Source organism: Cryobacterium sp. TMT1-62, assembly GCF_004403145.1.
Classification (GTDB): domain Bacteria; phylum Actinomycetota; class Actinomycetes; order Actinomycetales; family Microbacteriaceae; genus Cryobacterium; species Cryobacterium sandaracinum.
On sequence record NZ_SOGZ01000004.1, the window covers coordinates 119,966 to 142,524 of the forward strand.

Genomic DNA, 22,559 nt, shown 5'->3' on the forward strand with positions numbered 1-22,559 from the left:
TTTCGACTCTGAAAGGCCAATATCTTGGATATTCTAGCCACGCCGCCCGGCCTTCTTAGACGTTTTATACGATGTCAAGCGGCGTGGCCTGCCCTACCTTTAGTCGATGGACACAGCGACCGTTCCCCAGACCCGACTCCTCCGGACGGCTATCCCGGGCCCTCGGTCCAATGCGCTGCAGGCCGAGCGGATGCGACAGGTCTCCAGCGGGTTCGGGACCGCGCTGCCGGTGTTCATCGAACGGGCCGAGGGCGGCATCCTGCAGGACGTCGACGGCAACCGCATCATCGACTTCGCCTCGGGTATCGCGGTCACCAGCGTCGGAGCCGCCAATCCGCTCGTGCAGGCGCGCGTCAGCGCGCAGCTTGCCCGCTTCACGCATACCTGTTTCATGGTCACCGAGTACGAGTCGTTCACGGCGGTATGCGCCTGGCTGAACGCCCACACGCCCGGCGACTTCGAGAAGCGCACGGCGCTGTTCTCCACTGGTTCCGAGGCTGTGGAGAACGCCATCAAGATCGCCCGGGCCGCAACCGGCCGGGCCAGGGTCTTGGTCTTCGACGACGCCTATCACGGCCGGTCCCTGCTGACTATGGCCATGACCGCCAAGGAGAAGCCCTACAAGATCACTTTTGGGCCGTTCCCCACCGAGATCGTGCGTGCGCCGATGGCGGCTCCGCTGCGATGGCCGAGCGGCGCGGAGAACGCCACCGCCGAGGCGGTCGCCGGGGTCGAGGCTGTTCTGGCCGAGCACGGTCCCGAGACCTTCGCCGCCATGGTGATCGAGCCCATCCAGGGCGAGGGCGGCTTCATCGTGCCGGCTCCCGGTTTCCTGGCCGGGCTCCGCGACATCGCGGCCCGGCACGGGATCGTGTTCGTGCTCGACGAGGTGCAGGCCGGCATGGGCCGCACCGGCACGATGTTCGCCAGCGAGCACGAGGGCGTTGCCGCGGACCTCCTTGTCACGGGCAAGGCGCTCGGCGGAGGACTGCCTCTGACAGCCGTGACCGGCCGCGTCGAACTGATGAACGCCGTGCACACCGGGGGACTCGGCGGCACCTACGCCGGCAATCCGCTGGCCTGCGCGGCCGCGCTCGGCGTCTTCGAGGCGTTCGAGAACGGCGACCTGCTCGCCGGGGCACTGCGAATCGAGAGCACGGCCCGCCGCTTCCTGGAGCCGCTCGTGGCGGAGGATTCCCCCATCGTCGACTTCCGTGGCCGCGGCGCCATGCTCGCAATCGAATTCGCCGACTCCGGGACCCTCGAACCACGCCCCGAGCTCGCCGCCGCCGTTGCCGCCCGCTGTCACCAACAGGGGGTGCTCGTGCTCGTCTGCGGCACATACGGCAACGTCATCCGTCTGCTGCCCCCGCTCGTTATTGAACAGGATCTACTCGAAGACGGGCTCGCCGTGCTCCGGACAGCCGTCGAGACCATCTATGCCGAATCGACCGTCGGCGCTGCGGTGGTGCACGCGTGACCGAAACATTCGCACCGGCCGTCGACTCGGCCGTTGACCCGAGCTACGACCCCCGCACGGGCGCGCAGCACGGAAGCGTCTCTCACACTGCCCCGGAGCAGGTCGCCGAGATCCTGCGGCGGGCGCAGGGCGCGGCATCCCAGCTCGCCGACACCAGCCCCGCGACCCGGCAGGGCTGGCTGACCACGATTGCGGAATCCCTCCGAACCCACGAAGACGAACTCGTTCAGCTCGCCGGAGAGGAGACCGGCCTCGGCGCGGACCGGCTGCGCGGTGAACTCGCCAAGTGCGCCACCAGCACCGATTTCTACGGCGCGGTCGCGGCCGAGGGCAGCTACCTGGGTGCCAGCACCGAAGTCATCGGCGGCGACTCCACGCTGTCCCGCTGGAACATCCCCCTCGGCCCGGTCGCGGTGTTCGGGGCGAGTAACTTCCCGTTCGGGTTCGGCGTGATCGGCCACGACGTGGCGTCTGCGCTCGGCGCCGGCTGCCCCGTCATCGTCAAGGCTCACCCGGCCCACCCGCGACTCAGCGTGCGACTGGCGGAGCTGGTCTCCAACGCGCTCAACCGGGCCGGTGCCCCGGCAGGCAGCTACGCGCTCGTCGTCGGCTTCGACGCGGGCCTCCAGCTCGTCGACGCCTCCGAGGTCACGGCGGTAGCGTTCACCGGCAGTCAGGGCGGCGGGATGGCTCTCGTGCAGCGCGCCGCCGCGCGCGGCGTGCCGGTCTTTGCCGAAATGGGAACCGTGAACCCGGTCTTCGTCACGACGGATGCCGCGGCCGACACCGCGGGGATCGCAGCTGGCTTTGTCGGCTCCTTCACCCTCGGTGCCGGCCAGTTCTGCACCAAACCCGGGCTGCTCTTCGCCCCCGCGGGAGCCGGAATCTTCGAGGAAGTGCTGGCCCAGCTGTCGCAGGCCCCGCGGGCCCCGCTGCTGACCGCCGGCATCGCGTGCGGCTATCGGGCCGGTGTGGCGCAACTCATCGAGGCCGCCGATGTCGCGGGAAACGTCACGCCGACGGTCGTCACCGGGGAAACGCCGACCGACCCCGCTGACGGCTACGTGGCCGCCCCGCAGGCCGTCCTGGTGCGGCTGGAGGACCTTCACCCCGGCTCACGCCTGCTGGGAGAGTGCTTCGGCCCGGTCGCTCTGGTCTGCGAATACGAGGATGCCGGGGCTGCACTGGATGCTCTGACGCGCCTGCAGCCAAGCCTGGTCGCATCTGTCTTCACCAGCGGCCCGGGCGACCCGGAGTCGGCGGAGGTCGTGCGGCGGCTGCTTGGGCAGGTGGGCCGGGTCGCGCTGAATGCGTGGCCGACCGGAGTGGCCACCAGCTGGTCCATGCAGCACGGCGGGCCGTGGCCGGCCACGTCCCGGTCCGACGCGACGAGCGTTGGAGCGGGCGCGCTGGGCCGATTCGTGCGACCGGTCGCGGTGCAGAATGCCGAACCCGCGCACCTTTCGGATGCCCTCCACCCTGACAACCCCTGGCGAGTTCCTCGGCGCATCGACGGGCGACTGACGCTCCCCACCCTCTGACTTCCGGTTCAACCTAACGAAAGCGAAACCATGACTGACCTCGCATCCCGCATCGACCTGACCTTGACAACAGCTCCCGCCGGTATCGTTGCCTCGCCTCTGATCGACACCTCGGATCTCATCGACATCGAGTCCCTGCTCACCGCCGAGGAGGTCAAGCTGCGCGATTCGGTTCGGGCTTTCGTTGATTCCACCATCAGGCCCAACATCGCCGGCTGGTACGAGAACGGGGTCTTCCCTCTCGAAATCGTGCCCCAGATGGCGAAGCTCGGCCTGCTAGGAATGCACCTGAAGGGTTACGGCTGCCCGGGCCGCAGCAGTGTCGAGTACGGTCTGGCTGCCCTGGAGCTCGAGGCCGGGGACTCGGGCCTCCGAACCTTCGTGAGTGTGCAGGGGTCCCTCGCCATGAGCGCCATCCACAAGCACGGCTCGGAAGAGCAGAAGAACGAGTGGCTGCCGAAGATGGCGGCCGGCGAGGCGATCGGATGCTTCGGGCTGACCGAGCCGAACTCGGGCTCCGACCCCAGCAGCATGACCACGTTCGCCCGCCGCGATGGAGACGACTGGGTGATCACCGGCACGAAGCGGTGGATCGGGCTCGCCGCCGTCGCCCAGGTCGCCGTGATCTGGGCGATGACCGACGACGGGGTGCGCGGCTTCGTCGTGCCCACCGAGACCGCCGGCTTCACGGCCACGGTGATCGGACCGAAACTCTCCATGCGGGCGTCCATCCAGTGCGAGATCGACCTGGACAACGTGCGCCTGCCTGTCTCGGCGATGCTGCCGAAGGCCAAGGGGCTGAGCGGCCCGTTCTCCTGCCTGAATGAGGCACGGTACGGCATCATCTGGGGTGTCATGGGCGCGGCGCGCGACAGCTACCTCACCGCCCTGGCTTACGCCGGTGAGCGGATGCAGTTCGACAAGCCTCTGTCCGGCTACCAGCTGACCCAGCAGAAGCTCGTCGACATGGCGCTGGAGATCAACAAGGGCACGCTGCTCGCCCTGCACCTGGGCCGTCTCAAGGACGCCGGAACGCTCAAGCCGCACCAGATCTCCATCGGCAAGCTCAACAACACCCGCGAGGCGATCGCCATCTGCCGTGAGGCCCGCACAGTGCTCGGCGGCAACGGCATCACTCTGGATTACTCGCCGCTGCGCCACGCGAACAACCTCGAGAGCGTGCGCACCTACGAGGGCACCGATGAGGTCCACACGCTGATCGTCGGCAACCACATCACCGGAGTCGCCGCCTTCCGCTGACCCCGGTCCACCGTCCCGAGCTTGCACCGGGGTCATCTCGTGGCCAGTGATCAGCGCGGCCGGGAACGTCCCACCACACGACGAAGAACAGGTGAGCGATCATGGCAACCGCTGAAACGCAGATCGACAATGGGATCTTCAGGGTCACGAAGTGGACCATCGAGCCAAATGACGCCATTCCTATGCACGTGCACGAGTTCGAGTACGTGGTGGTGCCGCTCGTCAACGACAGCATGCGAGTGCTGAACTCCGACAGCTCGGAGATCGTGGCGGAGATTCGGCTCGGGGAGAGCTACACACGCCCGGCCGGCGCTGAGCACACAGTAATCAATCGTGGGGCCAACACGATCGAGTTCGTCGAGATAGAGAAGCTCCTCTAGCCGGCATCCAACCATGGATGTGCATAATCACGTGCTATCGGGCGATTGCCGGGGCGCAGTCCGCCCAAGACCGATTGGATGGGGAATGGATTCGTACTATCGGTTCTCAGCCGACGTCGCTGAGATAGACCGTGACCAGGTGCATCGCTGGATCAGCGAGCTGTCCTATTGGGCGCCAGGGCGGTCACGTGCCAGGCAGGACGCAGCCATAGACGGCTCACGAAACTTCGGTATCTACCACACCGAATCAAACAAGCAAGTCGCCTACGCCCGGGTCATCACGGATGGAGTGACTTTTGCATGGCTTTGCGACGTATTCGTCGACCCCGAGGTTCGAGGCCGCGGCATAGGCGGTGCTCTCATCGATGGAGTCTTGGAAGAGTGTGAACCACTTGGTCTGCGACGAATAGCTCTCTCGACAAACGATGCGCACGGCTTGTATTCCAGGTTAGGGTTCACGGCTTTGGATATCCCCGAGTCGTGGATGGAACGAATCGGGGACCCCACAGCTTGAGCACCAGCAGACCCGAATTGCGGCGGACGGTGGCTTGTTCCGAGTCAGTTTGGGTGCTCGGCCCATACTCGCGCCCATACTTCGGTCCAGGCGAGCGTTTTCCGGGTGCCAGCGGGAGGTGACCGCGTTTCTCGGCGAGTTCGGAAGTGCGCACATTTCGTCCTGATGCACGGGAGGAATTGTAAAATTGAGGGTTACTAAGTGCGTATTTTCGTTTTTTTCGCCGACAAAGTTGGCTGATATTGGTAAATTGTTCGCACTTCCGGACCGGTATTGCTACGTTGGGGCCAACCGATTCCACGGGCTGGCCATGCACCGGGTGCGTGTCTACGGGTCTCACGGGATTTCACAACGGAGTGAAAGAAGAAGGATCACCATGCGAAACCAGAAACTGAAGCGGCAACTGAGCACAATCGCGTTGGGGGGAGTGGCGACTTTGATCATGGCTGGCTGCGCGGGAGGTAACGCAGCTGAACCCGTGGCAGATCGAGACCTTGGCACTCCGGTGGCAGGAGTCGTCCCCGAGGGCGTTTTTGATGGTGTCACGCTCACCTACGCGGCTTCTGGCGGTATTTTCCAGGATGGTCAACGCGACGCAGCGTGGGATCCTTTCGCAAAAATCTCAGGTTCGAAATTTTTGCAGGACGCATTCGACGCCGGCAAACTCAAGGCCATGGTTGACAGCGGAAACGTGACCTGGGACATCACAAACGCGACGCAGTTCGACACCGCCCGTGGCTGTGGAACGCTGTACGAAGAGTATGACTACTCGCAGGTGGACATCTCGAAGGTTCCCGAGGGGACGATCACAGACAAATGCATGGTGCCGAATATTCTCTATGGTCTGGTCGTCGCTTACAACACTGATGCGTTCGGCGACAACCCTCCAACCAGTGCTGCCGATTTCTTCGATACCGACAAGTTCCCGGGCAAGCGTACGGTCAGCCAATCCCCGTATGTCGACCCCCAGACGGTGGAGTTCGCCCTGGCGGCGGACGGCGAAGATATCAACAACGTGCAGGTCGCCGACATCGCGACCGCCTTTGACAAGTACCGTGCCCTCGGTGACAACGTCATCGGCTGGACCTCCGGCGCTCAGGCACAGCAGCAGCTTGAATCGGGCGAAGCTGTCATGGGGCTGGTGTGGTCAGGCCGCGGATACGGTGCAGCGGCGGCCGGCGCGCCGGTTGCTCCTATGTGGGACGAGTGGATGATCATGGTCGATTCGACTGCCATTCCCAAGGGTGTCAAGGATCCGCAGGCGGCCTTCGCCGCCGTGAACTTCTACCTCGGCGCAGAACAGCAGGCACGCATGACGGAGCTGACCTCCTATGGGCCGGTGAATGTCGACGCGGAGCCAAAGGTTGACGCGACGTTGAAGACGTGGCTCACCACAGAGCATCTCAAGACCGGGCACGCTCCGAACATTGACTTCTGGGTGGAGAACTACGATGCCCTGTCGGCCGCATGGGCCAGCTGGGTTACCGGCAGCTGACCGGCATGGCTGTTCTATCCATCCGCGGCCGGGGCAATCGCTCCGTTGACGGCGGTGACACGAGCAGGACGATTCGAGAGCCAAAGAATTGGCGCCCGTTTCTGCTGCTGCTACCAGCCTTTGCAGTCGTCTCGTTCTTCTTTCTCGCGCCACTCATTGATGTCTTCATCCGGAGCATCAGCGATCCAACGCTGGGAATCCAGAATTACGTGTGGCTGTTCACCACTCCGACCAACATGGTGGTCGCGTTTCGCACATTCGGAACCTCGCTCGTCGTTACGCTCGTCTGCTTGCTCATCGCTTACCCTTACGCGTATCTGATGACGATTGTGAGTGATCGCACTCGCAATATGTTGCAGCTCTTCATCATGCTGCCCCTATGGACCAGCATCTTGGTGCGCACACTCGCGTGGATGGTTCTCCTGCAAGACACCGGCCCCATCAACGGGCTTCTTGAGACGTTGTTCGGGATCGGTCCACTGCCGCTGATTCGAAGCACTTTTGGCGTCGCTCTCGGCATGTCCCAAGTGCTACTGCCGTTCATGGTGCTGCCCCTTTATTCCGCGCTTGCCAAGATCGACAAGCGGTTGCTACCCGCTGCGGCGAACCTTGGGGCGAGACCCGTCACGGCATTCTTCACGGTTTACTTGCCGCTTTCTCGACCAGGGATATTTGCGGGTTCGGTAACGGTTTTCATTCTGGGACTCGGGTTTTACATCATCCCCGCGCTATTGGGTTCGTCGAAGGAAATCATGATGTCTGCACTCATGTACCAGCAGATCAGTGGCTTCCTCATGTGGGGCCACGGCACCGCCCTTGGAATCTTCATGCTCACAACGACCATCGTGGTGCTTGCGCTCCTGAGCCGCGTGTCTAAGGGTGCGAATCTGTTTGTGGGGCGGGCCAAATGACAATGAAACGCGCACTGGGTGCCCTGGCGGTTCTCATCGTTCTCTGGTTACTCCTTCCCACCCTGGTGATCATTCCTATGTCGTTCAACGCGGCGGCGTCGTTCAATTTTCCACCCCAGGGTTTCTCCTTGCAGTGGTACGAGAACTTCTTAACCGACCCATCATGGTTGCGCGCCTTGGGCTCATCGCTGCAGGTGGCCCTCATCACCACGGTTGTCGCGACGTCGCTTGGGATCATGGCGGCAATCGGGCTGTCCAAGGTCAAATTCCGCGGAAAGGCGTTGCTAGAAAGTTACTTCCTCACTCCGCTCATCGTCCCCGGCATTGTGATCGCCATTGGGCTTTACTCGCTTTTCCTGCGCTTCAACCTCCTTGGCACCCTTCCCGGGTTTGTGCTGGCGCACACCGTGGTTGCGCTGCCACTGGTCATTCTCAATGTGACGGCTTCGCTCCAAGGCGTAGATCCTCGCTTGGAGCAGGCGTCAGCCACGTTGGGGGCTGGCCGTCTACGCACCTTTTTCAGCATCACCCTCCCGCTCATCATGCCCGGGGTGACGGCGGGAGCATTGTTCGCCTTCGTCACGTCCTTCGATGAGATCATTCTGTCGCTCTTCATCCAGAGTCCGCAGTTGCAGACGCTGCCGGTGAAAATCTACAACAGCGTGACTCAGGCGAGTGATCCAACTGTCGCTGCCGTCGCCGTCGTGGCGATGTTCACGTCAGTGCTTGTGATGCTCACCGCACAATTTGCTACCCGCAAGAGAAAGCGAGTTTCGGCATGAGTCCGGAAAGTACCACTGCCGCACGAGACCAAAACGAACGTGAACTCCGGCAATTGCACCTCAATACTGAGGTCATTGGCGTGATCAACGACGCGGGCATCAGCCTTCGCGATGTGACAAAGCGCTACGGGAGTAAAGCTGTCGTTGATGCGATCAACCTCGTCGTAGAGCCGGGGGAGTTCATGACGTTTCTCGGCCCATCGGGGTCCGGGAAGACGACGACTCTCAACATGATCGCTGGCTTCGTCACTGCAACGGAGGGGCTGCTTCACATTTACGGCAAGCCTGTTGCCAAGATGCCTCCCCACAAACGAGACATCGGCATGGTGTTTCAGAATTACGCCCTTTTCCCGCACAAGACCGTCTTCGAGAATATTGCCTACCCCCTGGACCGGCGCAAGATTGCGAAATCAGCGCAAAAGGCGATGGTCGCGGGTGCTCTCGATATGGTGCGCATGGGGGAATTCGGCGATCGATATCCGGCGGAACTCTCGGGTGGTCAACAACAGCGAGTGGCTCTCGCTCGCTCGCTCGTTTACAAGCCACGCGTGCTGCTCATGGATGAGCCGCTCGGTGCCCTCGACAAGAAATTGCGCGAATGGCTGCAGAAGGAGATCAAACGAATCCACCGCGAGGTTGGATCAACATTTGTCTACGTGACGCATGACCAAGAAGAGGCTTTGTCTCTTTCTGACCGAATCGCAGTATTCAACAACGGGAAGATAGAACAGGTCGGCAGTCCGACAGAACTTTATCAAAGGCCTGAGACCCTTTTTGTTGGGCGCTTTCTCGGTGAATCTACGGTGTTGTCCGGCCGGGCGGTCGATTCCCTCGGCGGAATGACCACCCTGGATATTTCCGGACATGAAGTCCGTGTTCCCGGCCACAGGAGTTCAGCTTCGCTAGCGATTCTCATTCGTCCCGAGAACATAACGCTTCAGGATGAAGGCACCGTTCCGGAGTCTTCGCAGGTGAACTCGCTGCCAGTGATCGTGCTGGACGCAAACTATTTGGGTGCAGCCTGGCGTTGCGAGGTGCAACTTCCGGATGGCAGCACCGGCACTGTTCGTGAGGCGCACTCCGCTGTTGTGCGGGAGCCGGGTACTCGTGCGTCAATGAGCTGGAACGTCGATTCCGGGGTGCTACTTGAAGACACCGGTGATGCAGGAGTGTCACTGACCTAGTCTCTGGTCAGAGAGTGAGTGATTGTGGAGCTGTCGGGCCGCACCAGATCAGGCCCGATGGCTTCATTTCGCGAGCAACGTCGAAACGAGGCGGGCCTCTCTAAGCCCGCTCTCTATGGCGCCGTCGATGAACCCGCCCCAGAGATCGGCGGTGTCGCATCCAGCGAAGTGGAGCACGCCATCCGCCAGCTGCAATTTTGAAAGGTCACGAGTGAGCTGTCCTGGCCGGTGGGTCATCCACGTATTCTTCGACAAGGGATCCTTCATCCAGTCATGCGCAGCAACGTCGATCACTTCAAGGTCATCACGCCACACTCCCACGGCCGCCTGGACCTGTTCGATGCTGTTCACGTCAATGGCTGTGTGATCCGGCCCGAAGCCAACCAGAATCGAATGGTCTTCCTCGATGAACTCGCTCTTGAGCACCGAGATCGGGTGGTGCTGAGACGCGTAAGCGAAGAACCGTGGCAGACGACCGCGCACCTTTATCCACACCTTGATTCCCTGTGATGCCACGCGCTCGCGGTTGGCGCGCCTCCAAACTTCGGGGAGCGGGGGCGTGATGGTGATCGTATCGACGGCATTGATGGGCAGGGTCATAATCACTCGCTGCGCCCGCAGCTGTCGACCGTCGGAGAGAGTGACGGTGGCCCCGTGCGCATTGTGCTTGATGGCCGTGACTGTCGAGCTGAGTTGGATGTCGCCGCCGATGTCCGCGGCGATTGCTGCCGTGAAGGACGACATGCCTCCCGCTACTCGATAGGTCGACGAGGCCTCGTGCATGAGAGGCCAGTGGCCGCCGGCCGCGCTCGCCCAGCGTAGAGCGCTGGCGAGACCGACCTCGTGCAGTGGTGCGTTCACGTGTCCGACCCACACAGATTCGTTCGCGTAGCGGGCCTCATCGTCCAGGAGTATTTCGTCTAGGCGCTGCTGTAGTGACTGGTCATCCCGTTCGGTGATTCCGCCGACTGTTGGATCTACCGCTCGCGGAATGGCAGTGAGCGCATCCTCAACTACCTGACGTTGCCCTTCATGGATGAGAGCCATGAAGTCTTCGAGTGTGCCTTTTCTTGGTGCGCCTCCTGCACCGAGCCAGTAGGCGTCTTCGGCGATCGGGCTGCGATCGATTTTCCGACCATACCGAGTCATTTCCGCCCACACGTGGGGTTGTACCCAGTGCACCCAGGTGCCGCCCAGTTCCAGGTCGTGCCCTAAAGCATGCTCGGTCCACGTGCGACCGCCAACTCGGTCGCGAGCCTCGAGCACGATCACTCTGTGACCACTGTTCCCGAGTTCTCGTGCGGCCACGAGTCCGGCGAATCCGGCGCCGATGACGATCACGTCTGCTGCATCCACCAGGCCGGCCTTCACAGATCTTGAGTTTCATTTGCGACGGCCAAGATCGCTCTGGCTGCTCGAAAACCGGACACGACCGCCCCGTTCAGGGACTGTTGGAGGCCGGTGTGCTCGCCAGCAATTGCAACGAGCCCTGCCGCGCTGTCAAATGCGGTCGTGTCCTCTGGCCTCCATTCGAGGGACGGCGCTGAGTAGGACCCTAGTGTCCACTCGTCGTTTGTCCAGTCGGTCAGCAGCACATCCCCGTCGATGTCCAGTTCAGGGCGCATTTTTTTCAGTTCGGCAACCCAGCGTTGGGGCCCGTTCGCCGTATCGAGTGACTTCAGTGTGCGGGATCCGCCAGCGAAGCACGAGAGCGCCGGCACACGATTTTCCCCATCGACCGACATGGAGCGCCACGACCACCACGCATGATCAGCGCTCTGGAGTGCTGTGTCGTCATCGACAGCAGACAGAGGAACGCCGAGCTTTGCTGCCGTGCCCATCGAACGGTGGTCAAGCGCAGCTCGCTGGGTAGCAGGGAGCGTGAACCCGAGGTTGAGCGTGCGCAGGATTGGGAGCGGCACTGCGAGCACTGCAGCGTCCCCATCGACTGTGCTGCCGTCGCGGAGGTTCACCTGAATACCCGAACTCGACTGGTCTATCGCGGTTATGGGGGACTCCAGCCTTATGGCCGGGCCAAGCGAGCGGGCGAGTTCACTGGCGAGCGACTGGTTGCCCCTGAGGAATCGGCCGCCGTCCTCTATGTAACCTCCATCGGCCGAGGACTCATGCATCAGGGCAGCTTCTGCGCTGATTAGCTCAGGATCACCGGCAAGCGATGTTGCTATTCGCCGATACGCCGGGTGGCCGTGAAAACCTGAGCCAATCGTCTCCTTGAATACGGTGTCTACCGAGATCTTGGTCACGCCATCTGCGAGCATCCGCTCTAGCGTGCGGATGAGACGACCACTTACTGCATTCAGCTCGCTGAGGCTCAAGTGTGAACCGTTGACGGTTCGCCGTGCGTACCGCACATTGTGAGTGAGAATCGGAACCTCAACCTCCGCTGACAAACGACGAATAGCAGATTCTGTGGGAAAGATGTACTCCCCACCGCGCTCAGTGACCTGACCGTTGCCGAGTGTCTCTGACCACGTGCGCCCACCGACCCTGTTGCGAGCCTCAAGAACAACAGGGTCATGACCGAGTTGTCTCAGCTTCCATGCGGCCGTCAGGCCCGCGAGGCCTGCGCCAACAATAATGACCTTCACGGTTCCCCCTCAGAGTCCGCACGGGGCGCGGTTGTTGACCTGAGCGACGACCAGCCCCATTGTTGATGCTATTCAGGCCTTAATTCCAGATATTATGGACAAAGACTATCCAGAATCGGAGAATATTCATACAGTTTCCCAACAATCAGGGTGAATGCGCACGGATTTGTATTTTCGTGGTGCAGGAGTCCCTGGACCTGATCTTGAGACGAGGCGAAAAGTGCCGGGCAGCTTAGGGTTCTCAATTGAAGAGGATCGCGTCATTGACTACCTTCGTCGTGATGGGCGTGCGTCTTACTCATCCATTGCAGAGGCGCTCGAGCTCACCAGGAATCGTGTTTCTGAAATCGTGAAATCAGTGGTCGACAGCGGTCAGCTGCGATTCACGGCGAGCGTCAATCCGCGCATGTTTGGCTTTCAAGTCGAGGGTCACCTTCACATTGTTCTCCGTGGTGACGCAAGTGCTCTTTACGAAGAAATGGTCGGGTCATCACTGACGACTTACGTCTCTACAACGACCGGCGATGCGGGGCTGTGCGTTCAGGTGCGATGTCGCTTCGAGACAGAACTGGTCGAGTTACTTGCTGCGATCAGAGAACACGTCGAGGTGCTTTCGATCCAGGTGCACCGTTATGAAAGCATCGTCCATAATATTTACGCACCCACGTTGCAGGCAGAGGATGAGTCCTATCTCGACGAGCTTGATATGCGCCTGATAGAAACGCTCGAACGAGATGGTCGCGCTCCCGTGCGGGTGCTTGCCGAGGCGCTCGGTCTGCCTGAAAGCTCCGCACGTCACCGGATGACGAGGCTCATCGATGGCGAAATAATCCGTGTGGTCGCAGTGCCGAAGCGGGATTTTGGCCGCGCACACACGATCGCACTCGGTCTGGGCGTGCGACACCAGGGAGCGAGCGGCACTTGTGTAGAAGTCCTGAGCAGACTGGGTGCAGAGTTCATTGCCACGACGACGGGTGATTTCGGCATCATCGCCACAGCAGTTTTCAATACTCTGCGGGAGGCGAACGACTTCGTGGAGACGCTTCGACGCGAGCCACGGGTCGTAGGGCTTTCAACGTGGGTCCACTTGCAGATCCAGAAAGAGGATTACAGCGTCGCTGAGTATCGAGACACCCGGCAACGGTGACCGCTGCCGGGCATGCCAGCCGGTACGGACGGCAGCTTTTCCGAGGCTGGCCAGGTTGTTGCTTCTAATCTGGGCATCATTCGATTCGCCATAGTCCGTGGTTCATTAGTGTCGAAGCCGCCTGAAAACGTGGTCTGGGCCGACCGGATCGGCTTATGGCTTCCTGCACAACCGGCTGAACACGCAAACCGTGGAAATCCGCGGGTACTCTGCAGCAGTTCCGGGTGGGCGATACCGTCGAGACGACTATCAGTCGTCCTTGGTTCGAGTGGATGCAGTTGCCCATCGCTTACCCATCAAAATCATTCTTGGCCGACCGTAATCGACCGGGTGCAGTTAGTTATAGTGAACCGCCCGGTTCCCTGTGAAAACACGGGAATCCGCGAGTTTTCCAAGACATTTGGCGAAATCGAAGTTAAGGCCTGAACCTTAAAGGGGTCGCAGGTTCAAATCCTGTCAGCCCGACCAAAGGGCCGTTCGCGAAACTCTTCACGAAATGGTCCGGTCGAAACAAAAAGAAATCGCTCCTGAGGCCTCCTGGGAGCGATTTCTGGTTGAAGGGGTTCTCGCGTCCGATTTCGGTCGCGATGCTTGAGTTGTCGTCGTGCCATCGGCTGTCCTGCAGCTTTTTAAGCGTTTGCGCGCGCGCCGGATTGTCTCGAATGCTAAGTGCTTTTGCCATCTGAGCGGTATCTGGTCCTGAGCGGGACTGTTAGGTCCGTAGCGGTGGTCCGCCGGTTTCGTCCGATGCGAGGTGTTTGACCTTGTCGGGCCGCATGACGCCGGCCGGGTAGGTGTCGGTGTAGGGGTTGTGCCATTCGCGGTCGCGGCGGCGAATCGGGCGGACGACGGGTTCTCCGTGAACGTGTTTTTTGCGTTGTCCCTAATTTTGTCGCTGATGAAAGCAGCGATTTTGCGGAGGTTGAAGTTCGTCAGCAGGATGGCGACGATATTTCACGCGGCGCCGAATCCGCGCACCTGGCGGCGCCTGGCGGACTCGATGTCCTTAGGCCCGTTGCTTTTGATCTGGTCGTTCAGGGACTCGATGGAGTTGCGAGCATGGTCGTGGAATTCATCCCATTCCTTCGTGCCGTATTCGAACGCCTCCGCGTTGCGCCGGTTGTTGGCAATGTCAAAGGACACGGAATGCTGGCTGCAGATCTTGTCCGCGAAGTCGGGCAGATCTTCTACGTCGACCGCGGGGCGGATCTTGTCCGTCACGGTCTTGAGCAGTTCTCGTAAGGGGCAGGTCACGGTCGGGCTGGCGGCCAGTGCGGGGCAGCGCAGCACGACGCGGCCAGTTGCATCGGGCTTCTCCTTGACGTGGAGTTATAACGCGGTGCGGCTCTTGATGCGCTCCCGGTTTGTTGCTGTATCGATGATGGGCCATTCCGTCCTCATTGGGCCACGTGCATCGCGTATGGCGCTAGGTGTGATGCGCCGGGTGACCGACGAGCGACACCGTTTACGGAACTGGCTGGGTGGTTTAGCGTAAATGGGTTTTTAGGAAGAGGGATGTTCGCTCGAATGCGTCTGTCGCCTCGTCTGCGGCGTGGCGTGGAAGGTCCGGGTCCAGGGCGAAGCCGTGACGGACTTTAGGGTAAACAACCACCGCGGATTGCGTGGTGTTGTGGGTGAGGATTTCGCGCACCTGTTGGAGGTCACGGGCCGGGGTGCTGGCGTCTGTGCCGGCATATATTCCCAACCAGGGAGCCTTGAGCACGCGTACGGCATCGATTCCGCTGAGGATGCCAGGCCAGCGTGGCGAAGCCAGGCCGGCACCGTAGAAGGTGACTGCGGCATCGATGTGCAGTGTTGCTGCCGCCCACAATGCGAGGGTGCCTCCCATGGAGAATCCTATTACCGCTACTTTCTGTGCTCCTTGGGCACGGACCCAGGACAAGGCGCTCTCGATGTCAAATGTGAGCCCTTCCCTCGTGAGGGTGTCGTGGTGACGGCGGGCTTGTGTGAATTTCCCATTGGTGACGACGGGGTCTGCGATGCGGTGGTAGAGGTGCGGCGCGGCGGTGATATAGCCGCAGCCGGCTAGGCGGACGACGAGAGCAGTGACCGGTGCGGAGAGGCCCCAGACCTCGTGGAGCACAATGACCCCAGCCCGGGCTACACCCACCGGCATCGACACTGTCAGTGGGACACCACCAGCCCCTGCAGTTTCATTCGCATGCGAATGGTCGGAACGGGCCGGGATGGATTGCATGCTTTCTTCCGTTCGTTCAGGACTTCCAGTGACAGCGGCCTCACCGGAGATATCCTCACCTAGCCCGCGTGAACCGGCGGGCTGAAACGAAGAAGCTTCGCCCCCGATCAGGTTACCGACGGCTTCAGGACGGCAACAGGGCGATGCCACCTTACGAGGCTGCGCCCTTTCTCGCGGAGCCGAGTGTCGGGCGCATAAATCTGACATGTCTGATGCGGGCTTCAGCACGTGCGGTTCAATGGGAGTATGGCTGGAATCTGTGTGTACACGATCGGGCATTCCACTCATCCCGTTGATGAGTTCGTTGGAATGTTGAAAGCAAATGGTGTCGAACGACTCATCGACGTTCGCACCGTTCCCGGGTCTAGTCACAACCCACAATTTGGGGAACACGAACTCGACACAAGCATGCCGGAGGCAGGTATTGACTATCAGCGACTTCCCGAGCTAGGCGGGTTACGGCATACTCCGGCGGCAGAAGCATCTATCAACGGAGCGTGGCGTAACAGAAGCTTTCGCAACTATGCCGACTACATGCAAACGCCCGAGTTCGTTGCCGGCGTTGACGAGTTGGTGGCGCTGACGAAGAAGCAGACGGTGGCGATCATGTGTGCCGAGGCCGTGCCCTGGCGTTGTCACCGATCACTGATCGGAGACGCGTTGCTGGCTCGCGGTCTGCAGGTTGCCGACATCATGAGCCTGACCTCGACCAAGCCCCACACCCTCACCAGCTTCGCGAAAGTCGATGGTAACCGCCTCTGGTATCCACCGGAAGAGTGAAACCCGAGGGTGCCAATTCGAAGCAAGCTGGTACAGCGAATACGTTCGAGAGCATCATTATGGCAGTGGAAGGCATACCAATGACAAAAAAATACTCAGTCGGCGATCACGTGCGCTGGAACTCCGAGGCCGGCCATGTACACGGCACCATCGCGAAAATTCATACGATAGACGTGGAATACAAAGGGCACACTCACCGCTGCAGTCCCGATGATCCGCAGTACGAGATCACGAGTGACACGACCGACCACGTGGCGATGCACAAGGGCGAGGCCCTGACGAAAATATAACCACCCGCGGCCACCAATGCAGACAAACGGCGAGCCACGGTTACGGGCGGCCTGGTTTGTAGGTTGAGACGGATGCCGCATCAGCTAACCAGTATCGCCAGGGGAAATTCATCGCATTGCCGCCGGGTCCGCTGACGCCAACGCGTGGTCCGGTTCGGTGGGGTAACACCAGGCCATCATCCGGAACGAAAAACTTCCACTGTCCGCCAAAAAGATCGTCACCGTCGTTTGCCAGGGTTGCCCCGAAGGTTTGGGCAACGCAGCCAGGGCCCCGCGCCAAACTGCTACTGGGAAGAGGAACTTTTCGTGGTTTACTTTCTCGACGGCTGCGGGCAATGGCGGCACCTCCCATCACGTCTCCCGCCCTGATGAGACAACCGTATGGCTGTCCTGGTTGTCCGGCGACGAGGTTCAGCGAGTGGTGCATTCCATAGGTGAAGTAGCAGTAGAGGTGCCCGGCGGGACCGAACATTGTCTTGTTCCGATTCGTCTGGCCCCGATAGGCGTGTGCGCCGGGGTCGCGTTCACCCGCGTACGCCTCGACCTCGGTAATTCGAATGGTCACAATGCCGTCGTCATCGGTGCGTTGAAGGATGCAGCCGAGAATTTCGGGTGCGACATTGAGCACCTCGCGGGCAAAGAACTCTCGGTTCGCTAGATGAAATCCGTTCGGCAAAGTCACTTGGTTATCGTATGCATTCCTGGCGAGCAACGCGCGAACGAGCGTTCAGAGCATCTCAGAAGTTGATCTGGTCTCAACGTCACGCGAAATAATTTTTTGAATGAGCAGCGCAAGAGATGCAGCGGCATGAGACGGTGACGTCGGTTCGTCGTCGTCTCCAACCTCCGCGATTCCTCCAGATCACCGAGATCTCTGTTGCTGTGGCGATTGCCTGGACACCGTTCCCTTTCCTCCCTGGAAACGCTCAGGAATTGCGGTACTACGCGCCGCTGGGCGCACTTCTGAGCATGCACCCAACCCTCATGCGTTCGCTCCGCAGCGCTTTACAAACCCTCGCTGGGCTGGCCTTCGGAATCGCCCTCGCCGGGGCCGTGCTCATCCTGAGCGAGCCCAGCGTTTAGACGATCTGGCTGGTCATCGGCCTCGGCCCCCTTATCGGAGGCATGCGATGGCTTACTGTGGGCGGAGGTCGAGCGGTTGAGCAGTTTTTGAGGCACCCTCGCCACGCACCTCAGCGATATCGGCGTGGCCTTGGTTGGGAGTTGGCCTCCCGAGCGTGAACTCTGGGCGACCAGGGGCAGCGCACTCACGGACGCGGCACGAGACGTCAGGTCGGCTGTGCAACGCGCCGATGAGAGTCGTAAGGGTAACCCTCGCGCTCGTTTCAACCGCAGAAATCTTGTTGTTGACTAGGAGGGCCTCGCGGCCCTGGAGAACGTCACCTTTCACGTGCGCAACCTGTCCGAGGTTTTTGCGGGCATGATCTGGGGTAAACCGATTCCCCTTGAGCTGCCGCCCGAACTGCCTCCGGTTCTCAGCGATGCCCTGCACGCAGTCGCAGAAACCTTGCGTGCCCCGGACGATGGCCCGCGTGATAGCGCACCCCTTGATGCCGCCGTAGCGGCAGTCGAGGCGATTCTGCACGGCATGCAAGAGTTGGGTGCCGGGGCGACGTCGCTTATCCCCACGGCCGCGATCGTCATCGATCTGAAGTGCATTTTGGTCGCCCGTCGCCCTGGGACCGAGAGAGATTCTGAAGAGTCTCCCTCGCCCGTCGTTCAGCCCGTCCCATCGCCTGTTCACGCTGCTGAGGTTCCACGCACAGGAACCTTCTCGTTCCCGCGAGTTTTTCCTTACCCGGGTTGACCTTGGATTAGCCTTCGGTACTGTGAATGGGATTGCAGAAACTATTTCATCCGTCGAATTCGCATTAGGAGGTCACCATGCCCAACGCCATCGAGACTGTCGACGTCAACGTTCCCGTTACCGTCGCGTATAACCAGTGGACAAAATTCGAGGAGTTTCCAAAGTTTCTCAGTTTTGTTGAATCCGTCACGCAGGTGACCGACACTCTCACCGAGTGGAAGGTTAAAGTCGGTGGCGTGGAGCGCGAGTTTGAGGCTCGGATAACTGAGCAGCACCCTGACGAGCGTGTTGCCTGGAACAGCACCGGCGGCCAGGTTGACCACGCGGGAGTTGTCACGTTCCATAAGTTGGCCGCGAACGAGACACGGGTGACGGTACAGCTTGATTGGGAGGCGACAGGGCTGCTTGAGAAGGCTGGGGCCGCTCTCGGTATCGACGATCACGCCATTAAAAAAGACCTCAGGAACTTTAAGGAGTTCATCGAGGCGAAGGGAACCTCCGACGGCGGATGGCGCGGAGATGTGAAGGCCTGACGCTGCCGGAAGACCAACCTCGGCAAGCGCTACTGGATAGAGTCGTCGGTCAACCGGATCAGTGAAGGCAAATATAAAGAAATCGCACCTGAGGCTTCTCAGGAACGATTTCTGGTTTGAGTGGATCTTGCGGTTTCGTGTGGCTGCGAATTCTTCTTCAGCGCCGTAGCTCCGGCTGTTTTTCTGTGTTCACCTGTGTCGGATGGTCTCGAACGCTGTGTGTTTCACTTTGTCCGGGCGCATGAAGTCAGTCGGGCTCGATTGCTCGGGGCACATCGAGCCGTGAACCTTCGGGTTCTCCTTGCCAGGGACTGCGCTGGTGGCTAGGGCATTGCCGGGCGGTCGCCTTCGCGCAACCAGTCGTCGAAGAAAGTCTGGAGTTGCTGGCCTGAGCTCTCTTCCATTACGGCTTCGAAGTCCGCAGTGGTCGCATTCGAGTCGTCGTACTCAGTCAGCCACAAGCGGGCGCCGGCGAAAAACGCGTCGTCACCGATCTTCGCGCGCAATGCGTACAGGGTAGCCGCGCCTCGCAGATAGACCGGATTCGCAAAGAGGCTGTCGCGACCCGGGTCTGCGATGTTGAGTGCCCAGCCGTCGTTTGCGTTCAGGTATGCCACCGTGTCGGCGAACTGATTGGAAATTGATGCGGTGCCCTGATGTTCTGCCCAGAGCCACTCGATATAGGTCGCCCAGCCTTCGTTCAGCCAGATGTCCTTCCAATCAGCCGGGGTCACAGAGTTGCCGAACCACTGGTGCCCCAGTTCGTGCACCACTGTGTTTTCGTCCGCGACCTCGGAGTACACCGGGCGGGTCTGAGTCTCCAGGGCGTAGTCGACCGAGTCGTCGTCGACAATGGCGCCGAACGACTCGAACGGGTATCGCCCGAATTGGGCCTCCAGAAAGGTGATCATCTGGGGCTGCAGCGCGAGTGCCGCCGCTGTTTCTGCAAGAGGCGCGCCCGTCACTCCATCGTCGATCGCATTGATGATCGGCAGACCGTCCGGACTCACGTCGCGGGACAAGGCGTAGTCGCCTACGCTCGCCGTCGACAGGTAGCTGGACATCGGGTCGGATGCCCGCCACGTCCATGTTGTCCAGCCGGCCTTTGTCTTGGGCGCCCCGGCGGGCAGCCCGTTTGCCACAGCTGTCTTACCGGCCGGCACCGTGATGCGGAACCTGTAAGTTGCCTTGTCTTCCGGGTCGTCGTTCACGGGGTACCAGGTCGCCGCTCCATCGGGCTCGTTGACCACCATCGCGCCATCAGCAGTGGTGACCCACCCGTAGAGGGCCCCGGTGGTGTCTAGTGGCCGCCCGGTGATCCCGCCATATTCAATGACAATGGTCGTCGTCTGTCCTGCTTCGAGCTTCGGCCGCAGCTCAACGGTGAGTTCCCAGTATCGGTTTGCATTGTCCTGCTTCTGTGACCACTCGGCGCTGTCTTTGCCTTGCGCTTTCCCGTGTGCCGCCGCCTTGCCGTCCACCCGGACCGACGAGACGTCGGGGCCGCGTAAGTCGAAGTTAAGCGACTGCAGATCCTGCTTCGCGCGGAGTGTGATGGTCGCGACGCCGCTGAGGCGGCCTGTGAGGACCGTGGGTTCCGTCGGCGGCATGTAGCGAAGGGCAAGGTCGTAGTGCTGGACGTCGTACCCGCCGTTGCCGGCGTTGGGGAAGTACGCGTCACCGCTTCCGGCCGCGCCGGCCGTAGAGCGCGCCCCGTCCTTCCCAAGGGAGACCTGCGCCGTCTCACTGAATGCGCCAGACGCGACCGTTGTCGGCACGATTGCGACCGCTGGAGCTAACCTCGCCCTGGCGTCGGACGCGTTGGGGGTTACGGCTGTTCCGGTTCCGCAGGCGGCCAAAGCGAACACGGATAACCCCGCGAGTGCGACGGTTGTGAGCCTTCTCAATGAATCCAAGGGACATCTCCTTTATTGGGAGTGAGGTCGAATATGGACTGGCTGGACTGGAGAAAAGCGTGAAGACGACGGTTAAATTCAGGGAATCCACAACCTAGTGCCCATCTCCGGCAACATCAACCGCGCTCATGGAATTGGCGCAGCAAGCACAGTGCACCCGGCGTCGTTGCTCCCGCGAGTGGGTGTCCGTGGGATCGTGACGCGGGCTCTTCGCCTTGGTTGCCTACGTCGGTGAGTATGCGACTTGAGTCGGCGGCCACTTCCATGCGGTTACGGCAATGGCGATGAGAAGTACCACTTCGATGAAGCTACCGAGGAGGTAGTAGACCCATGCGTCGCGAATGGCCAGACAGGATGAAGACCCAGAGAGAAGGGGCGGACGATGTTAGCTGAGAGCCCAGAGAGGCAGAGTCCCGACGAAGAGACCAAGGGTCATGAGCGCGATCGCCGCCGGATGTGACGCTGGGACGTCTCCGGTTCCGAGTCTGTTGGTGATGCGGGCCAGGAGCGCATGGGTTCGTTGGCGAGAGAGCAGGCCGATGACTAGGAGCACTAGGCAGGGTAAGCAGTAGATGACCGTATACCCGGCCAGCACCAGGAGCGCTTCACCTGTGCTGGCTTGCGCGTCGAGGAGCCTTTCGATAGCGATGAAGTAGGGGAACGCGTTGGGCAGATCGGCGGCCGTGAGTAGTGCGCCAAAAGGGAATGCAGTCCACGGGGTGAACCACGTGGGCAGTTCGATGGGTTTGCGGGGTCGGGTTCGGAAGCGTCGAACGCCAGCGATAACCACCGCGGCTCCCGCTGCCCCGAAGGCGACATAGCGCAGCGCGAGCACAATGCCGCCGACGGCGCCTGCGGCTGCGCTAGCGCCGAGAAACAGTGCTGCACCCGCCACGAACACGGTTGTGGCCGCGCCGAGAATGGTCACCAGTGCCGTTAGTCCGGGCCGACTGGGTGCAACAAGCAGGATGAGTGTGACGGCGACGATGGTCGCCGGATTGAAGGCGTCGAGGGCCGCTAGGCCGGCAATCGCGCCCAGTAGCGCTCCACTCATTGTTTTGACGCACCACCGGGTCGAGGGATCAGGGCGTCGAGGAGTGCGTCGAGTTGTGCGGGGGTGGGGGCAGGCTCGATGCCGGCGATCACGTTGGCTGCGAGTCCGTCACCGACGAGGCGGATCACCCGCGCGCGTGTGACGTCGCCCGTTTCCTTCTGAATCATGGCCTCCCATCGAGAGCCGGCTTCCTGCGCGGCGGTAGCGACGTCATCACCCGGCGACTCGACCGCCCGGTGCGCGACCGCTAAAGCTCGGAACAGAGCCACGTCATCACCCGTCGGCACGGAAAGCCTGAGCCAGGCTTCCGCCGCCCGGCCCTCCATCGACGCCGCAAGCATCGCTACGTCGAGCTCCTCCAACGCCCCGATGGCCAAGCCCTGAACAAGAGCCGCGCGCGAAGGAAAATGATGGATCAGTCCGCCCTTCGACACCCCCGCAGCACTCGCGGTGCTGTTCAAGGACGGCACAACACCGCGCTCGAGAGTGAGGTTTCGGGCTGCGCTGAGAATAAGTGACCGACGATCCATGGGACCATCCTAGATGCGAACCGACCGGTCGGTCGGACATCGTTGTTGATCGGCCAGGAGATTATCCCGGCGCAGCAGTGAGTTACTGTCGCATCCGGCAAACTCGT

Annotated in this window: 21 protein-coding genes; 13 read left to right on the forward strand and 8 right to left on the reverse strand. The window is 61.2% G+C overall.

Annotation, left to right across the window (positions count from 1 at the left end):
• Nucleotides 1-106 precede the first annotated feature (106 nt).
• The 9 genes from E3T34_RS01455 to E3T34_RS01495 all read left to right on the forward strand — a co-directional run bounded on the left by E3T34_RS01455 (nucleotide 107) and on the right by E3T34_RS01495 (nucleotide 9,547).
• Nucleotides 107-1,480: an aminotransferase class III-fold pyridoxal phosphate-dependent enzyme gene (locus E3T34_RS01455; RefSeq protein ID WP_134341930.1), complete on the forward strand. Its 1,374-nt coding sequence runs from the start codon at nucleotides 107-109 to the stop codon at nucleotides 1,478-1,480.
• Nucleotides 1,477-3,021: an aldehyde dehydrogenase family protein gene (locus E3T34_RS01460; RefSeq protein ID WP_134341931.1), complete on the forward strand. Its 1,545-nt coding sequence runs from the start codon at nucleotides 1,477-1,479 to the stop codon at nucleotides 3,019-3,021. The genes E3T34_RS01455 and E3T34_RS01460 overlap by 4 nt, the downstream gene beginning before the upstream one ends.
• A gap of 30 nt (nucleotides 3,022-3,051) precedes the next feature.
• Entirely contained in the window at nucleotides 3,052-4,281 is a 1,230-nt protein-coding gene (locus tag E3T34_RS01465; RefSeq protein WP_134341932.1) for an acyl-CoA dehydrogenase family protein, read from the forward strand.
• 101 nt (nucleotides 4,282-4,382) lie between these two features.
• Nucleotides 4,383-4,661, forward strand: a complete 279-nt coding sequence (locus E3T34_RS01470; RefSeq protein WP_134341933.1) for a cupin — start codon at nucleotides 4,383-4,385, stop codon at nucleotides 4,659-4,661.
• An 85-nt stretch (nucleotides 4,662-4,746) separates the two neighbouring features.
• Nucleotides 4,747-5,175 (forward strand): GNAT family N-acetyltransferase, encoded by a 429-nt coding sequence (locus E3T34_RS01475; RefSeq protein WP_134341934.1) that lies wholly within the window; start codon nucleotides 4,747-4,749, stop codon nucleotides 5,173-5,175.
• Nucleotides 5,176-5,551: 376 nt separating this feature from the next.
• Nucleotides 5,552-6,670, forward strand: coding sequence for an extracellular solute-binding protein (locus tag E3T34_RS01480; RefSeq protein ID WP_134341935.1), 1,119 nt, complete (start codon nucleotides 5,552-5,554; stop codon nucleotides 6,668-6,670).
• Complete coding sequence (locus E3T34_RS01485) at nucleotides 6,643-7,581, forward strand: ABC transporter permease (RefSeq protein WP_241973158.1); 939 nt, start codon at nucleotides 6,643-6,645, stop codon at nucleotides 7,579-7,581. Before E3T34_RS01480 ends, E3T34_RS01485 begins: the two co-directional genes overlap by 28 nt.
• Nucleotides 7,578-8,363 (forward strand): ABC transporter permease, encoded by a 786-nt coding sequence (locus E3T34_RS01490; protein ID WP_134341936.1) that lies wholly within the window; start codon nucleotides 7,578-7,580, stop codon nucleotides 8,361-8,363. Before E3T34_RS01485 ends, E3T34_RS01490 begins: the two co-directional genes overlap by 4 nt.
• Entirely contained in the window at nucleotides 8,360-9,547 is a 1,188-nt protein-coding gene (locus E3T34_RS01495; RefSeq protein ID WP_134341937.1) for an ABC transporter ATP-binding protein, read from the forward strand. The genes E3T34_RS01490 and E3T34_RS01495 overlap by 4 nt, the downstream gene beginning before the upstream one ends.
• Before the next feature lie 63 nt (nucleotides 9,548-9,610).
• On the opposite strand, the gene E3T34_RS01500 is transcribed toward E3T34_RS01495, so the two are convergent.
• Nucleotides 9,611-10,918: an NAD(P)/FAD-dependent oxidoreductase gene (locus tag E3T34_RS01500; protein ID WP_241973157.1), complete on the reverse strand. Its 1,308-nt coding sequence runs from the start codon at nucleotides 10,916-10,918 to the stop codon at nucleotides 9,611-9,613.
• On the reverse strand, nucleotides 10,915-12,156 hold the full coding sequence (locus tag E3T34_RS01505) for an NAD(P)/FAD-dependent oxidoreductase (RefSeq protein ID WP_134341938.1): 1,242 nt from the start codon (nucleotides 12,154-12,156) through the stop codon (nucleotides 10,915-10,917). The genes E3T34_RS01500 and E3T34_RS01505 overlap by 4 nt, the downstream gene beginning before the upstream one ends.
• 154 nt (nucleotides 12,157-12,310) lie before the next feature.
• On the opposite strand from E3T34_RS01505, the gene E3T34_RS01510 reads away from it, so the two are divergent.
• A complete protein-coding gene (locus E3T34_RS01510) occupies nucleotides 12,311-13,303 on the forward strand; it encodes an Lrp/AsnC family transcriptional regulator (protein ID WP_134341939.1) in 993 nt (330 codons plus the stop codon).
• Between the two features lie 954 nt (nucleotides 13,304-14,257).
• Here E3T34_RS01510 and E3T34_RS01515 read toward each other — a convergent pair.
• Nucleotides 14,258-14,593 carry a hypothetical protein gene (locus tag E3T34_RS01515; protein WP_134341940.1) on the reverse strand — a complete coding sequence of 112 codons (336 nt, stop codon included), beginning with the start codon at nucleotides 14,591-14,593 and terminating at the stop codon, nucleotides 14,258-14,260.
• Nucleotides 14,594-14,789: 196 nt separating this feature from the next.
• The gene (locus E3T34_RS01520; RefSeq protein WP_134373415.1) at nucleotides 14,790-15,521 is read right to left on the reverse strand and encodes a dienelactone hydrolase family protein; all 732 of its coding nucleotides are present in this window, start codon (nucleotides 15,519-15,521) and stop codon (nucleotides 14,790-14,792) included.
• A gap of 246 nt (nucleotides 15,522-15,767) precedes the next feature.
• On the opposite strand from E3T34_RS01520, the gene E3T34_RS01525 reads away from it, so the two are divergent.
• Complete coding sequence (locus tag E3T34_RS01525; RefSeq protein WP_134341942.1) at nucleotides 15,768-16,301, forward strand: DUF488 family protein; 534 nt, start codon at nucleotides 15,768-15,770, stop codon at nucleotides 16,299-16,301.
• Nucleotides 16,302-16,381: 80 nt separating this feature from the next.
• Nucleotides 16,382-16,591 carry a DUF2945 domain-containing protein gene (locus E3T34_RS01530; protein WP_104171222.1) on the forward strand — a complete coding sequence of 70 codons (210 nt, stop codon included), beginning with the start codon at nucleotides 16,382-16,384 and terminating at the stop codon, nucleotides 16,589-16,591.
• Nucleotides 16,592-16,631: 40 nt separating this feature from the next.
• Here E3T34_RS01530 and E3T34_RS01535 read toward each other — a convergent pair whose 3' ends face one another.
• A complete protein-coding gene (locus E3T34_RS01535) occupies nucleotides 16,632-17,273 on the reverse strand; it encodes a DNA-3-methyladenine glycosylase (protein WP_134341943.1) in 642 nt (213 codons plus the stop codon).
• Nucleotides 17,274-18,496: 1,223 nt separating this feature from the next.
• Here E3T34_RS01535 and E3T34_RS01540 point away from each other — a divergent pair.
• The gene (locus E3T34_RS01540) at nucleotides 18,497-18,952 is read left to right on the forward strand and encodes an SRPBCC family protein (protein ID WP_104101671.1); all 456 of its coding nucleotides are present in this window, start codon (nucleotides 18,497-18,499) and stop codon (nucleotides 18,950-18,952) included.
• A gap of 323 nt (nucleotides 18,953-19,275) precedes the next feature.
• On the opposite strand, the gene E3T34_RS01545 is transcribed toward E3T34_RS01540, so the two are convergent.
• The 3 genes from E3T34_RS01545 to E3T34_RS01555 form a co-directional block, all read right to left on the reverse strand.
• Nucleotides 19,276-20,730, reverse strand: coding sequence for a M1 family metallopeptidase (locus tag E3T34_RS01545; RefSeq protein ID WP_241977309.1), 1,455 nt, complete (start codon nucleotides 20,728-20,730; stop codon nucleotides 19,276-19,278).
• A 523-nt stretch (nucleotides 20,731-21,253) separates the two neighbouring features.
• Nucleotides 21,254-21,922 (reverse strand): GAP family protein, encoded by a 669-nt coding sequence (locus tag E3T34_RS01550; protein ID WP_134341944.1) that lies wholly within the window; start codon nucleotides 21,920-21,922, stop codon nucleotides 21,254-21,256.
• Nucleotides 21,919-22,452 carry a TetR/AcrR family transcriptional regulator gene (locus E3T34_RS01555; protein WP_134341945.1) on the reverse strand — a complete coding sequence of 178 codons (534 nt, stop codon included), beginning with the start codon at nucleotides 22,450-22,452 and terminating at the stop codon, nucleotides 21,919-21,921. The genes E3T34_RS01550 and E3T34_RS01555 overlap by 4 nt, the downstream gene beginning before the upstream one ends.
• Nucleotides 22,453-22,559: the final 107 nt, after the last annotated feature.

Excerpts from the sequence above, each read along its gene's own strand:
- E3T34_RS01490 (WP_134341936.1), top strand. The coding sequence starts at position 7,578 with ATGACAATGAAACGCGCACTGGGTGCCCTGGCGGTTCTCATCGTTCTC.
- E3T34_RS01485 (WP_241973158.1), top strand. The coding sequence starts at position 6,643 with ATGGGCCAGCTGGGTTACCGGCAGCTGACCGGCATGGCTGTTCTATCC.
- E3T34_RS01525 (WP_134341942.1), top strand. The coding sequence starts at position 15,768 with ATGGCTGGAATCTGTGTGTACACGATCGGGCATTCCACTCATCCCGTT.
- E3T34_RS01475 (WP_134341934.1), top strand. The coding sequence starts at position 4,747 with ATGGATTCGTACTATCGGTTCTCAGCCGACGTCGCTGAGATAGACCGT.
- E3T34_RS01465 (WP_134341932.1), top strand. The coding sequence starts at position 3,052 with ATGACTGACCTCGCATCCCGCATCGACCTGACCTTGACAACAGCTCCC.
- E3T34_RS01495 (WP_134341937.1), top strand. The coding sequence starts at position 8,360 with ATGAGTCCGGAAAGTACCACTGCCGCACGAGACCAAAACGAACGTGAA.
- E3T34_RS01555 (WP_134341945.1), bottom strand. The coding sequence starts at position 22,452 with ATGGATCGTCGGTCACTTATTCTCAGCGCAGCCCGAAACCTCACTCTC.
- E3T34_RS01530 (WP_104171222.1), top strand. The coding sequence starts at position 16,382 with ATGACAAAAAAATACTCAGTCGGCGATCACGTGCGCTGGAACTCCGAG.
- E3T34_RS01540 (WP_104101671.1), top strand. The coding sequence starts at position 18,497 with ATGCCCAACGCCATCGAGACTGTCGACGTCAACGTTCCCGTTACCGTC.
- E3T34_RS01480 (WP_134341935.1), top strand. The coding sequence starts at position 5,552 with ATGCGAAACCAGAAACTGAAGCGGCAACTGAGCACAATCGCGTTGGGG.
- E3T34_RS01510 (WP_134341939.1), top strand. The coding sequence starts at position 12,311 with ATGCGCACGGATTTGTATTTTCGTGGTGCAGGAGTCCCTGGACCTGAT.
- E3T34_RS01550 (WP_134341944.1), bottom strand. The coding sequence starts at position 21,922 with ATGAGTGGAGCGCTACTGGGCGCGATTGCCGGCCTAGCGGCCCTCGAC.
- E3T34_RS01520 (WP_134373415.1), bottom strand. The coding sequence starts at position 15,521 with ATGCAATCCATCCCGGCCCGTTCCGACCATTCGCATGCGAATGAAACT.
- E3T34_RS01455 (WP_134341930.1), top strand. The coding sequence starts at position 107 with ATGGACACAGCGACCGTTCCCCAGACCCGACTCCTCCGGACGGCTATC.
- E3T34_RS01470 (WP_134341933.1), top strand. The coding sequence starts at position 4,383 with ATGGCAACCGCTGAAACGCAGATCGACAATGGGATCTTCAGGGTCACG.